This is a genomic window from Marinomonas vulgaris, from assembly GCF_018145875.1.
Classification (GTDB): domain Bacteria; phylum Pseudomonadota; class Gammaproteobacteria; order Pseudomonadales; family Marinomonadaceae; genus Marinomonas; species Marinomonas vulgaris.
This window is the reverse complement of sequence record NZ_JAGSSV010000020.1, coordinates 16,118-29,134: the sequence shown is the minus strand read 5'-3', so window position 1 is coordinate 29,134 and position 13,017 is coordinate 16,118. Positions and strand designations below refer to the sequence as shown.

The following is a 13,017-nucleotide window of genomic DNA, read 5'->3' as shown; positions in this document are numbered from 1 at the left end:
AAATAAGAAATATAAATCTAAATATTCAATAATAAAGAGAACAAAATGCACTTAGATGAAACAGATTTGCAACTCCTTGCCTTAATTCAAAGTAATGATAGTATTTCTACCGAACAGATGGCCCAGCACGTTGGCTTATCAAAAACCCCTTGTTGGCGACGTGTGCAAAAACTCGAAAACGCCGGTTATATCAAGCGCCGTGTGGCCTTGCTGGACGCCGATAAATTTGGCCTTGGCGTGTCTGTTTTTGTGCAGGTGAAAACCAATCAGCACGACGCACAGTGGGCAGAACACTTTGCTAAGGTCGTCGCAGAATTTCCCGAGGTGATGGAGTTTTATCGCATGGCGGGGGAATACGATTACTTATTGCGTGTGCTGGTCAAAGACATTCCAGCGTACGACGCATTTTATAAACGATTAATCAGTGCCACCGCATTGACCGATGTGACCTCGAACTTTGCTATGGAACAGATTAAGTGGACAACGCAGTTGCCTCTACCCAGTTCTGTTCGCTAACCGAGAGACACAAGGCAAGATGACGGCTGGTCAACAAGGCAGACAAAATGACCCTGACAGCCGTTCAAACCAAAGACAGTACATTATTAGACCGTATTCGCAACGGCATCATAGGCCACGATACTCAGATTACTACGCCTTTCGGGCAGCGCACGCTCACCTACGCCGATTACACCGCCTCGGGGCGCAGTTTGGACTTTATTGAAGACGCCATTCGTCAGCATGTGATGCCGCTCTACGCCAACACGCACACCGAAGCCAACGCCACAGGACAACAAACCACCGCCTTTCGTGAGCAAGCTCGTCAGCAAATTCGCTCATCGGTTAACGCCACAAAAGACGATTTGGTGATTTTCTGCGGCAGCGGCGCCACATCGGCTATTAATACGTTAATCAGCCAACTAGGTTTACGTACGCTCAACACCACGGAAAAAGCCGATGTGTGTGTATTTATCGGGCTGTATGAGCATCACTCCAACGAACTGCCATGGCGTGAACTGGGTGTCGAGGTAATACGCATTGCGGAATCCAAAAACGGTGGCGTTTGTCTTACCACTTTGGAGCAAGTACTGCAGGAAAATCAACACAAAACCTGCATTGGCAGCTTCAGTGCCGCCTCCAATGTAACAGGGATTTTGTGCGATCAAGATGCTATTACTGCGTTATTGCATCGTTATAACGCCTTGGCTTTTTGGGATTTTGCCGCCGCCGCGCCTTATGTGAACTTAGATATGAACCCTAACACCGAGAAAACACTTGCCCCATCATTGGCAAAAGACGCGATGTTTTTCTCGACCCATAAATTCATCGGTGGGCCTGGCACACCAGGCATTTTAGTGGTCAAAAAAGCCTTGATCAACAACCTTAAGCCCAGCTTGATTGGCGGTGGCACCGTGTCTTTTGTGACGCCGGATGACCACACGTTTTTGCCTGTTGGCGAACGTCGTGAAGAAGGCGGCACCCCCGCTATTATCGAATCCATTCGTGCCGGTTTGGTCTTTCAGCTAAAAGAAACTGTGGGTGCCAAGCTAATCGAAGCGCGCGAGCATGAACTTGTTAATTTAATAAATCAGCGTTGGCACCAGCATCCAAATATCGAACGATTGGGACACGCTGACGCACCGCGTCTGTCCATTACCGCTTTTCGTATTCGCACTGACGCTGGCTATTTGCATCATGGTTTTGTCACTGCCGTGCTGAACGATGTGTTTGGTATTCAAGTTCGTGGCGGATGCTCTTGTGCCGGGCCATACGGCCACCAACTTTTAGGTATCAATAAAGCAGAATCAGAACGTATTCAATTGGCCATAAAGCACGGGGAGAAACTGGTCAAACCGGGTTGGGTGCGGTTCAATTTAAATTACTTTTTAGACGAGAAAGAGGCTAATTTTATTTTAGATGCCATCGATTTCGTGGCTCAACATGGGATCACCTTGCTGCCTTTTTATGCTTATGAGCAAAGCACCGATTTATGGCGTTTTCAGGGACAATCGGTTCAACCTAAACCACTTGATACGCTGTTATTTAGATCAGCCGACACAGAGTTTACACAGCAAAAAATCGTGGCTAAAAGTACGTACTTAGAACAAGCCAGCGAGCTGGTCAAACGTTGCCTTGCGGGGGAATTTATCGATCAAAATCAGCCTTTTAATGACGCATTTTCGGACATCAAACACTTTGTATTAGCGCAAGATTTAACGCAGAAAAACGCTACTTAGTGGCTTTTGAAATCAGGTTAAACTGCATCCCGGTGCGTAAAATGCCCGTTGTTAATACGTTGGCGCGCAACCCTGCACGGCGCGTCCACGCTCTAACCACTTGCGATGATGTTAGAGAGTCATTAGCCAGCGCTTTGCCAAGAGAGCCACAGGGTTCACACAGTTCAACCCCATAAAAGCGCACGTCACCAATTGAAAACTCTTGCCCCACCAGCTGATTTAATCGCACGCCTTGGGTAACGATGTTTCGTCGTGTAGACGACAAACTAATATGCTGACCAAAATTCGCATTAAAAGCGGCAATTTCTTCGCTTTCAACAAACGTAATATTGGGGCCATCTAGGCCTTTTTTACCATAATATCGATCGCCCACAATGCCTTTTCCGGCGTCAGCTTTGACCGCGTCAATGCCTATTTGAGATTGTTTGGATTTTTTCGATACATAAATAGCTAAAATCACCCTTTGCTCCTGAAGCCGATTTGCCATGATTCGATTATGGCATACCCGTTTGTGAAAAACTCTCTGCGTTACACACGATTACACCACTTCGTTTTGATCCATCGCTTCGATCAAAGCCTGTATTTTGGTCGCTTTTTCGAAGTGATCAAACTGATTTTCTTCAATCCACCAGCGAGCAACCTGCATTAAAGCCACTGGATCAGTATTTTTATTGGCAAAAAACGCATAAAAAGACAACTGAACACCTTCACCTTTTTGCTGTATTTTATTTGCACAAACCGTCAGGATTTTTTGTTTTATCTTAGCATTCATTGCATCTTCTCTCGCTTTTTCTCCATTAGTCGCACGATTCAAGCACATCCTTTTGTCGCAATATCGTTTAAAAATCAGACTATGAGACTAAAGTCTCACTTCTTATTAAAGATTCGCCTGCTAGATTCAAGAGGCTGATAAAAATAATTATAAGGAGATCTACCGTGTCAGAAAATAACAATAATGCAGAAAAATACTGGCAAGCAAACCTCAGGCTGATTCTCGGCAGCTTAGTGGTTTGGGCTTTAGCATCCTACGGTTGCGCCATCTTACTACGTCCCATGCTCTCAGGCATTCATATCGGAGGAACCGACCTAGGTTTCTGGTTTGCTCAGCAAGGTTCCATCATCGTTTTCATCATTTTGACTTTCTTCTATGCGTGGAGAATGAACAAACTTGATGAAGAATTTGGCCTGCAGGAGTAACGACTATGGATCAATTTACTATCAACTTACTTTTCGTCGGCAGCTCCTTTGCGCTCTACTTCGGTATTGCGATTTGGGCTCGTGCCGGTTCCACTAAAGAATTTTACGTGGCAGGTGGCGGTGTTCACCCTGTGCTAAACGGCATGGCAACCGCGGCTGACTGGATGTCGGCGGCCTCCTTCATATCAATGGCGGGTCTTATCGCGGCTGGTGGTTACGCTAACTCTACCTTCCTGATGGGTTGGACTGGCGGTTATGTGTTACTGGCCATGTTATTGGCCCCTTACTTGCGTAAATTTGGTAAGTTCACCGTGCCTGACTTTATCGGCGATCGTTTCTATAGCCAAACCGCTCGTTTGGTCGCGGTAGCTTGTTTGATCATTGCGTCGGTCACTTATGTTATCGGTCAAATGACAGGGGCTGGCGTAGCGTTTTCTCGCTTCCTTGAAGTAGACAACGACACAGGTTTGATCATTGCTGCGGTGGTGGTGTTCTTCTATGCAGTACTTGGCGGCATGAAAGGCATTACTTACACACAGGTTGCCCAGTACGTGGTGTTAATCATCGCTTATACCATTCCTGCTGTGTTCATCTCGTTGCAATTAACCGATACCTTTATTCCTGCGATTGGTCTTTTCTCTAATCACACCGAATCAGGTATTCCCCTGTTGCAAAAATTGGACGAAGTGGTTCGTGAACTTGGCTTCCAAGACTACACAGCCGATGTGGATAACAAACTGAATATGATCCTGTTCACCTTATCGTTAATGATAGGTACCGCGGGTCTACCTCACGTTATCATTCGCTTCTTCACCGTACCAAAAGTAGCCGATGCTCGCTGGTCTGCAGGTTGGGCACTTGTGTTCATCGCTTTGTTGTACCTAACGGCTCCTGCTGTAGCGTCTATGGCACGTTTGAACTTACTTACAACGATTTACCCTTCAGGTCCAACTGAGCAACCAATTGAATACGCTGAGCGTCCTGATTGGGTACAAACGTGGGAGACCACTGGTTTAATCAAGTTTGAAGACAAAAACGGCGATGGTCGTGTGCAGTTCTATAACGATGTTCCTGCGTTCCAAGAAGAAGCTACCGCTCGCGGTTGGGAAGGCAATGAGCTAGACGTTAACCGTGACATCTTGGTATTAGCGAACCCAGAGATTGCTAATCTTCCAAGCTGGGTAATCGGTCTGATCGCAGCGGGTGGTTTAGCCGCCGCGCTTTCTACCGCCGCGGGTTTGCTGTTGGCAATATCGTCCGCCATCAGTCATGACTTAATAAAAGGCTCGATCAACCCCAATATCAGTGACAAAGGCGAACTCAAAGTGGCGAGGGTGTCCATGTTTGTCGCCATTGTGGTGGCGACCTATCTCGGGATGAACCCACCCGGCTTTGCCGCGCAGGTGGTTGCTTTAGCCTTCGGTATTGCAGGGGCGTCTTTGTTCCCTGCCTTGATGATGGGTATCTTCTCTAAACGTGTAAACGGCACAGGTGCCATCGCAGGTATGCTAGCAGGCTTGGTGTGTACCTTGGTGTATATCTTCCTATTCCTAGGTTGGTTCTTCATCCCAGGTACAGCGTCTTTTGCGAACACACCTGATAACTGGTTGTTTGGTATTTCTCCGCTATCATTTGGTGCTGTTGGTGCCGTGATTAACTTTGTGGTTGCTTTCACTGTCTCTTCTATGACAGCACCGCCACCAAAAGAAATCCAAGACCTTGTTGAAAGTGTACGTTACCCACAAGGTGCAGGCGGTGCGGTTGACCACTAAAGGTTAGCCATTTATCCCTCTGCTCTGTAAAAGCCCTACTTGTTCGTCTTACCAATAAGTAGGGCTTTTTTCCCTTATACTCATTAACGCTTTATCCGGTTACCCAGACTTTTTGGTGACTGGTTTATGGCACTTCATTCATCACGATTAAAAAGAGAATACCTATGATTTGGGAACTCATTGCTACCATTTTTGCCGGCGTTGGTGGCGCTGGTATTGCTTTATTACTGAGAAAAATCACCAAACAAACCGCACCAAAATGGCTAGTTCCCGTCTTTGCAGGCAGTGCCATGCTTGGCTTTCAAGTGCAAGGTGAATACGACTGGTACAATCATCAAACCAGCTTACTGCCAGAGGGTGTTGTTGTGGTAAAAGCCGTTGAAGAAGAGGCCCCTTGGCGCCCTTGGAGCTATGTTTTCCCACAAACCATGCGCTTTATTGCAGCAGATGTGGAAAACTCAGCGAAAAACAAAATAGACCCAAACTTGGTTTTGGTGGATTTATACTTCTTCGAGCGCCGTCATATGGCCAAACGCGTCCCTCAAATCATAGATTGTGTACAAGGTGCACGAGCCGACTTCACCCAATCATTTACGGCAGCATCCCCTAAGAACGGCGCCTCAGAACCAATTTGGCACCCATTAGAAAGCGATGATTTATTACTGAAAGCAGTATGCAATAACCCTGTTTGATTAGTTTTTTTCAGGTGTGATGGTATTTTTTATCGTTTGTCTAGATAACGCATTCTCTTTTATCATACAAATACCAAAACAAGCGTGTTTTGGAAGCAAGATCCATTGTTGATAAAAGAGGAATCTACCATGAAAAACACTCAATCTGTTGCCGAACTACTGAATACTGTTGATGTTTCTTACCTAACCGAAAACGAGAAATACGAAGCGATTGCCCGTGCAGAACGTGCTGAATATATCGCTGAAAGTGTTGCTGAAGGTATTCAAAACATTAAAAATGCCGTTGCTAAAGTAAAAGCGGTTTTGACCTCTTCTTCTGCACAGCACGTTTAATATCTACTACTTATCTACCGTTTAGATAGACATTAAGTCAGCACATAAGCTCTTTACTGTCTTTTAGGAAATAGCGCTAGAATAACAATACAAAGCGCTGCCTTTTCTTTCACGCACTTTTCTTTGTATCGACCTTTTCCACATTAGTTTATCTTGGCTTGTACTGAGCTCGACAATAGCCTCGGCTTACCGCCGGATCTCTCAATTGCAAATGCTTCGTTTGACGACCTGACACCCTTTCACGCCACAATCTAAAACTCCCTGGCTTCAAAGTACGGCGCATGAAACGAATGACCTGTTGCTCATTCATGCCAAATTGATCTTCGATGGCTTCAAATGGGGTTCTGTCTTCCCACGCCATTTCAATGACTCTTGATTCTTCGCTTACAGAAAGTGCCATAGCTTAATATCCTTGTTTCAATCTTAATCACAACCGTTATGCGTCTGTTCAATACGCACAAAAGGTGAAAGCAGATGACCTAAGCAAATGATCGAAATGGAGTAACTCAAGAATTATTGAACAGTGCTTAAATCTTGGGCACTTTAACGCTAGAATGGCAGCTCGAATATTACTACCCTTTTAAATAGCCCATCTTAAAGCGAGCTAAAACTCACATGTCATTTCTTATCAAATTGATCCGCAACCTATTAGGTACTCTTATTGTCCTTGTTGATTTAATAACACGAGGCGGCAAATTAAAGCGCTCTCCTGAAAAACAGCAAGACGTGAATAGCCAAGCGAAAGCACTGTCTTTGTATCAGTTTTATGCGTGTCCTTTTTGCATCAAAACACGCCGTGCTATTTACAAGCTGAACGCTCCTATCGAGATGCGCAATGCGTCTGAAGGGTCACCGCACCGTGCAGAATTAGAGCAAGGCGGCGGACGTATTAAAGTGCCTTGTCTGCGCATCGAAGAAGAAGGCAAAGTGGAATGGATGTACGAATCATCTGATATTATTGCCTACTTAGAAAAGCGTTTTGCCTAAACACAAAACACGCTCTATTTGACAGTCACCTTCACTGTGCTGCTTTTTACTAAAGCAGCCGTGTTGTTTTCCACCTTGATCACATTCGGCATCATGTTACTGATCATGCGATCGTGAGTCGCAATCAATAAAATGGCTTGTGGTGCCAATTTTGCGATGTATTTACGAATCGCTAGAATCTCTTCCGGCGACAAGTTAATCAAAGCTTCATCCAATATAATCAAGCTTTTATGCTCGTTAATGCTCATATAAAGCATCAACTTGCGCCGTTGCCCCGATGACATGGGAATATCAGTAATATCGGTTTTAAACAAGAACTCGTAATCCACATTCACGTTTGAAAACACCGATCGCACCAACTGAATAATACGATCTTTACTGCGCACACCACGAATATAAAAGTTATGGAATAAACTGCCCTTTATAAAACCAGAATTCATATCGAGGTACACCACGCTGTCGGCAAAAACATGTCGATCTATGGTGGTCGCATCGTAAAGGCTGTTGTAAATAATACTGCCTCGGTAATCGTCGTGCAGTGTGACGATCGCCTTGAGCAATGTCGACTTTCCGGCACCAATTCCCCCTACAACGGCGTAACTTTCCCCGCGACGCAGGCTCAGATTAATATCCCGCAACAAAGGCTGCTCTGCCACATTAACAGTGACGTTTTTAATGTCGATGGTGCTGATCGTATCGATCTTCAAACCACGGGCGTAACCATTGTCACTGATACTGTCGAGCAGGGGCTCTAAGGATTTGCGTAAATGAAAAAGCGACACCAATAACTGAAAAGCTTTGCTGACACCAGAAGTTAGCGCCGCAGAGATTCGCCCATTTAACACCAACAAGGCAATCAATACTGCCAACACGCCAATATCTATTTTTGACTGATAAAACATCACCAAGAACAAACAAAAGCTAGATAAAAAAGACGTGTAACGGACAATTTCATCCCAATGAAAATTCACATGACTGATGCGTTTATCGGAGTGGAATATCTTTTGACAGGCTTGTTCAAAACCAGAAAAAGAAGATTCAAAATCGTAAAATCGCAACTGTTGTGCGTTGCCACATACCGAAATTCTTTCGGTTAACATTTCTTGCTGAGACGATTCGTGCTCTATATAGGCTTTGTAATTTTTATAGCGTGCCCACACCAAGACGCTGGCTGCGGCTAAATAAAACAACAACAAATACAAAGACGCAAAGCCTAATACCGCGGTAATCGCAAGATACGCCACCAAAAACACAGCAACGTCGGTGATAAGACTCGCAAGATTGTCCCATACTACACGCCGGTTAGTTTCTATTTGTCGCGCTTTCACCAAGTTGTTGGGCAAGCGACTAAAAGACAACAATGAAAAAAGGTATTTCTCTACTTTAATGGATTTTTCATCGACCACTTTAATGTGTTTAAACTTGACCCACTTTTTGACAAAGAACTCCGTAAACCACAACAAAGAAAAGCAGCCAGTGATAAAAATCAGAGTATAGGAAGCGTCGTTATAGATCATCCGAGTGTTAAATAAATTCGCATAAAAAGCAGGGATCAAAGCGAAAGGTGCCAACAAAAACAGCAACCCATTTACCCGAGGAAACGCATCGAATAGCACTCGTAGCACCTCATGTGTGGTGAGTTTTTTCGGCACTTCGTCTAGGTAAATAATCTCTAAATCACTCATTTGCGCCTGAGAAAGCGGCGCGCGTCCTTCAATAATAAAATGGTCATCAGAACGCCGTACACACAACCATTCCTGATCAAGATTGACTAAAAACAAATCAGGGAGATGTCGAAGCTGGGTAAACACATTTTTATGCAAAGATACATTGAAAAACGGATCTAAAAAAAGCGCATTTGTCTCACTCAAGGTTTTTTCTAATGCGTGCTCACTGACGTATTTGTAAGCCTTCCAATCAAATTCTGTTCCAGATTGTTCAATTAAACGCGACAATTGTTCTTTCATAATCCATTCCAATCAGTAGGAAGTATTCTGCCTACTGTGTCTGTTTTCATAACGATTGTAGAAGAACAAAAATATATACAGCAGAATACTAATCAAGCTAGCTTGCCAAAAAATCTTAATGAAACTCAAGTGCTGCCAAGAAACAGGAACCGTGACCGAATAACGCACGGGAATGCCAAACTCACTCCAGTCAAACGCCATTTTAACATCGTGTATGTAATGTACAGGCTGCTTAAACAATTCCACGGTCCCGAAACGACTTTCACGCTGAAGGTACATAGCCCTGTTATGAAATGCTTCTGTGACATAATTGGTCCAGATTCCATCTAGATTATACAGCGAAGTGGCAATGGTCTTGTTATCAGCAAAGTACTCGCTTAACAGCACAAAGTACCGCTCTTCCGTATACAGAAAAGCATAGGAAAATCGTCTTGTACTGTCTTTGACTTTTAAAGGGATTGTGTCTAAGTCACTGATGTCCACACGATAAAATAAGGTACTCACGCCAATTTCTGGGTATATATCGGTAATAACTTGGGAAGATACTTCTTGCGTGGTAGACAACACATTAAGGTGCCTAAAACTGTTGTGAGGGATCATTTTCAATAGCCCCCGTGTCGGCTCGCCGGATACCAGAGTCACTCCCAGCAGCCCCTGTTCCAACTGCCCCTGATCAAACTTTGAAGACGAAATTGTTTGGATTTGCTGAAAATCGAAATCCGTTGCACGCTGTGATAGATAATCTGACAAATACCCACGCCATTGTTTTGCCGTTTTATGATACTCACTCGCGATGGTGTTGACCTGAATAAACATCATCACCACGCTCATAATGATCCAAGTAATCATAAATAAAAGCACATATGCCCACATGAGACCCACGCGCTTTTCTAAGACTTGAACTAATTTAAGCATTCGTCGCCTCAGTATAGACTAAAGAGCTAGCTTCGAAGTCTTCAGCTGTTTGGGGTCGCCCTAAGAAGTAACCTTGGAACATAGAACAACCAACGCTAGACAATAAATCCAATTGCTCTTGAGTCTCAATACCTTCTGCAGATACCTGAATGTCTAATTCACCGGCTATATTCATGATGGAACGAATAATAGACTCTTTTTGGTCTGAGTACTCCAGCACGTCTTGTACAATGCCTTTATCAATTTTGAGTCGATCAATTTTAAAGTTCTTCAAATTCACCAAAGAAGAATACCCTGTTCCAAAGTCATCGATGAATACTTTAATACCAAGGCGCGAAATTTGACGCACCTTGTCGCGAGCTTCTTCAGGGTAATTCATAATGGTATTTTCAGTGACTTCAAAAGCGAAGCACGAGGCTTCTAAATCATGATCTTCCAATAATATTTCAATATAATTCAGTAGACCTGGGTCAACGAGTGTTTTATGGCTAATATTGATAGACATAGTTTGCCCTGTTTGCCAAACGCCTTGCTTATTCCATACAGATACCTGTTCAACCGCGGCCTTGATTACCCAACGATCCACCTGAACTAACATATCGTGTTTTTCGGCTACATCAAACAACACAGAACTTGGTACTAAACCACGCACAGGCTCATTCCAGCGCACATAAACCTCGGCTCCCATTACCTTTCCTTCGCCATCCGCCTGCACCTGATACACCAGATCCAAGCCATTTTCCCGCAAAGCATTCGCTAATGATTCTTCAAGGGGAATCGCCATCTGGATACGCAAATCATGCAAGATACTGGCAACTGAAGAGAGCTGATGGGAAGTGTCTGCGATGGTCTGACTCAATGCTTCGTGACCACATTGCGTGGTCTCAGCCATCATGATCATGGCGTTACGCATTTCAGACATAGTCGCATTGTTACTTTGTGTGTGATTAGCGATTTGATCCGCCATCTGGCCAAAAATGGTTTCTGTAGTGCGCAAATGCGTTTGCTGGCTGTCTTTGAGTTCGGTGAACTCATCCTTCATTTGTTGCGCCATCTTGTCAAACACGGTTTCAGTAGCGGCTTGATGTGCACGCTGATCGGTTCGTAAGCCATCAAACTCTTGCTGCATTTGCTGAACCGTATTGGTAAACACTTGTTCAGTGACTTCTTGGTGCGCCCGTTGATCGGTGCGCAGATGCCCTATTTCGTCTTTTACCGCCGTCATAGCTTGGCTATTGGTCTGAATGTTGTCGCTGAGTGTATTGGCTAATTCTGAGCCCGAATTCTTCTCCAGCATTAAGTACAAATCAGACCATACTTTTTCTTTGTCAGACGTTAATTCAAAAGTTTGCTCAAGATACTGCTTAATGTTGTTTAAGCTTTCTTGCTGCTTGTCGTCGGCCTCAAAATCGGCGTTTACACCTGGACCAGAACCAGAGCCTTCATTTTGTTTTAAATCATCGTTTTCACGATAAAAAGACGCCAAATAGTTAGACGAAAATAGAATGGCAACAGAAGCCCCCACCCCAAGAATCGAGGTTAAGAAAGCCAAAGACATGGAATCCAACGCGGTACTGATCGCTCCCAACAAAGACGCCATCTTGCTGGTAAAGTCCCCATCAGCGCCCATGCCGGCTGCAATACCTGCGATCATTTGGGACAAACCAATGAAAGTACCAATCAGACCAAAAGAAACCGATAAAGTAGAAGACAGAGTAACTTGAGATCGGAAGTAGGTAATATTGGCAAAACCTTTGTTTTTAAACACCACAGACATTAAAAATACAGAAAGTGGGTATAAATAAGCGATGCCAATCAACACCGTGATTTCTGGTGATAAATTAAAGGACGTAATAATAAAGTCCCGTGCTGACTCAACATAGTAAGCAAATATCGGGATACCGATGTAAAACAATAAGCCTATCAGATGCATATTTTTAAACCCTTAATACTCTATCATTTTTAAAATTCGCTTTCACATTTAAAGTAAAACCACTACCTTATATGTGACCATATTCTTTTAGCTTATTGATTACTGAGTCACTTCCCACGTCAAACTCGATAACACCGAATTAGAAGTAAGAACCTCTGTTTTTACGTCTAATCCAGCAGGTAAACTCATGGCGCGAAGAAAAGATAACATATTCACTACGCTTTTTTTCTTATCGTCGTTACTTCTCACTGTGATTTTTAACGATTTCGCCCCATCCATTTTGCTTTTAATCATGTCTTTATGCACATCATCTAACTTAAAATTGACAATATACTTTAACGTGTTTTTCTCAAGGTCATATTCCACTACGTCACGGTAAATAATTGGCGTAAATAAAGGTTTTTCTTCATCTATATTACGATCACTAATCGTCGCCAACTTTGCACTGGCGGTAAGAGAAGTGGCCGTTTGTACCAAGAAGAAAATCGCTACCAAAACCATCATAATTAACGCAGACGCCAAAGCATCTACAAAGGGGGCTAACGTATCGTCGTCCATAGTTCATCCTTTTAAAGTGCTGAGCGTAAATTGATATCAATGTAACAAGTATTTAATACATCATCGGCTTTATAGTTATTAATGGTGTCAATTTTTAAACTTTTTTGAAAATATTGGTTTAAGACTAAATAGTTATAAGTAGCGACTTCTTCCATCTCACGTTGCTTAGTATTGAATCCATAACTGCAACCATTTTGATATGAAGTAACACGACTCGCGATGCCCGCACTTTCAATTTCAATAACGACTAATTCAAGCAAATCCGGATTCACAAACTTGCCTTCCATCACATAACGATATTTATTTTCATCAATTTTAACCAAGCCTTTGGCTGGCATAATAGATTGAACGTATCCAATCAACGAAGAGATAACAACCAAAATAATAATGGCTAATGAAGCAGATATAGCAGACACAAAACCGATCATA

At 43.5% G+C, this 13,017-nt stretch carries 15 protein-coding genes; 7 read left to right on the top strand and 8 right to left on the bottom strand.

Annotated features, from left to right (window positions below; all coding sequences use genetic code 11):
- The first annotated feature begins 45 nt into the window (after positions 1 to 45).
- Positions 46 to 516 carry an Lrp/AsnC family transcriptional regulator gene (locus J9B83_RS12810; protein ID WP_211537258.1) on the top strand — a complete coding sequence of 157 codons (471 nt, stop codon included), beginning with the start codon at positions 46 to 48 and terminating at the stop codon, positions 514 to 516.
- Positions 517 to 563: 47 nt separating this feature from the next.
- On the top strand, positions 564 to 2,234 hold the full coding sequence (locus J9B83_RS12805) for an aminotransferase class V-fold PLP-dependent enzyme (protein WP_211537257.1): 1,671 nt from the start codon (positions 564 to 566) through the stop codon (positions 2,232 to 2,234).
- Here the strand turns inward: J9B83_RS12805 and J9B83_RS12800 are convergent.
- Both J9B83_RS12800 and J9B83_RS12795 read right to left on the bottom strand, forming a co-directional pair.
- Entirely contained in the window at positions 2,227 to 2,694 is a 468-nt protein-coding gene (locus tag J9B83_RS12800; RefSeq protein ID WP_211537256.1) for an MOSC domain-containing protein, read from the bottom strand. The genes J9B83_RS12805 and J9B83_RS12800 overlap by 8 nt on opposite strands.
- Positions 2,695 to 2,772: 78 nt before the next feature.
- Positions 2,773 to 3,048 carry a DUF6500 family protein gene (locus tag J9B83_RS12795; protein WP_328797737.1) on the bottom strand — a complete coding sequence of 92 codons (276 nt, stop codon included), beginning with the start codon at positions 3,046 to 3,048 and terminating at the stop codon, positions 2,773 to 2,775.
- A gap of 122 nt (positions 3,049 to 3,170) precedes the next feature.
- Here J9B83_RS12795 and J9B83_RS12790 point away from each other — a divergent pair, with 122 nt between their 5' ends.
- From J9B83_RS12790 to J9B83_RS12775, 4 genes are all read left to right on the top strand, one after another.
- Positions 3,171 to 3,431 (top strand): DUF4212 domain-containing protein, encoded by a 261-nt coding sequence (locus J9B83_RS12790; RefSeq protein WP_211537255.1) that lies wholly within the window; start codon positions 3,171 to 3,173, stop codon positions 3,429 to 3,431.
- A gap of 5 nt (positions 3,432 to 3,436) precedes the next feature.
- Complete coding sequence (locus J9B83_RS12785; protein ID WP_211537254.1) at positions 3,437 to 5,203, top strand: sodium:solute symporter family protein; 1,767 nt, start codon at positions 3,437 to 3,439, stop codon at positions 5,201 to 5,203.
- Positions 5,204 to 5,367: 164 nt separating this feature from the next.
- Complete coding sequence (locus tag J9B83_RS12780) at positions 5,368 to 5,895, top strand: hypothetical protein (protein WP_211537253.1); 528 nt, start codon at positions 5,368 to 5,370, stop codon at positions 5,893 to 5,895.
- Positions 5,896 to 6,024: 129 nt separating this feature from the next.
- Positions 6,025 to 6,228, top strand: coding sequence for an RSP_7527 family protein (locus tag J9B83_RS12775; RefSeq protein ID WP_211537252.1), 204 nt, complete (start codon positions 6,025 to 6,027; stop codon positions 6,226 to 6,228).
- 148 nt (positions 6,229 to 6,376) lie between these two features.
- On the opposite strand, the gene J9B83_RS12770 is transcribed toward J9B83_RS12775, so the two are convergent.
- Complete coding sequence (locus J9B83_RS12770) at positions 6,377 to 6,628, bottom strand: TIGR03643 family protein (RefSeq protein WP_211537251.1); 252 nt, start codon at positions 6,626 to 6,628, stop codon at positions 6,377 to 6,379.
- A gap of 215 nt (positions 6,629 to 6,843) precedes the next feature.
- Here J9B83_RS12770 and J9B83_RS12765 point away from each other — a divergent pair, with 215 nt between their 5' ends.
- A complete protein-coding gene (locus J9B83_RS12765) occupies positions 6,844 to 7,215 on the top strand; it encodes a glutathione S-transferase N-terminal domain-containing protein (RefSeq protein WP_211537250.1) in 372 nt (123 codons plus the stop codon).
- A gap of 14 nt (positions 7,216 to 7,229) precedes the next feature.
- Here J9B83_RS12765 and J9B83_RS12760 read toward each other — a convergent pair whose 3' ends face one another.
- The 5 genes from J9B83_RS12760 to J9B83_RS12740 all read right to left on the bottom strand — a co-directional run bounded on the left by J9B83_RS12760 (position 7,230) and on the right by J9B83_RS12740 (position 13,016).
- The gene (locus J9B83_RS12760) at positions 7,230 to 9,182 is read right to left on the bottom strand and encodes an ATP-binding cassette domain-containing protein (RefSeq protein WP_211537249.1); all 1,953 of its coding nucleotides are present in this window, start codon (positions 9,180 to 9,182) and stop codon (positions 7,230 to 7,232) included.
- 12 nt (positions 9,183 to 9,194) lie between these two features.
- A complete protein-coding gene (locus J9B83_RS12755) occupies positions 9,195 to 10,097 on the bottom strand; it encodes a hypothetical protein (RefSeq protein WP_211537248.1) in 903 nt (300 codons plus the stop codon).
- On the bottom strand, positions 10,090 to 12,030 hold the full coding sequence (locus J9B83_RS12750; protein WP_211537247.1) for an EAL domain-containing protein: 1,941 nt from the start codon (positions 12,028 to 12,030) through the stop codon (positions 10,090 to 10,092). The genes J9B83_RS12755 and J9B83_RS12750 overlap by 8 nt, the downstream gene beginning before the upstream one ends.
- A 99-nt stretch (positions 12,031 to 12,129) precedes the next feature.
- Positions 12,130 to 12,588 carry a hypothetical protein gene (locus J9B83_RS12745; protein ID WP_211537246.1) on the bottom strand — a complete coding sequence of 153 codons (459 nt, stop codon included), beginning with the start codon at positions 12,586 to 12,588 and terminating at the stop codon, positions 12,130 to 12,132.
- A gap of 11 nt (positions 12,589 to 12,599) precedes the next feature.
- Entirely contained in the window at positions 12,600 to 13,016 is a 417-nt protein-coding gene (locus J9B83_RS12740) for a hypothetical protein (RefSeq protein ID WP_211537245.1), read from the bottom strand.
- Position 13,017: the final 1 nt, after the last annotated feature.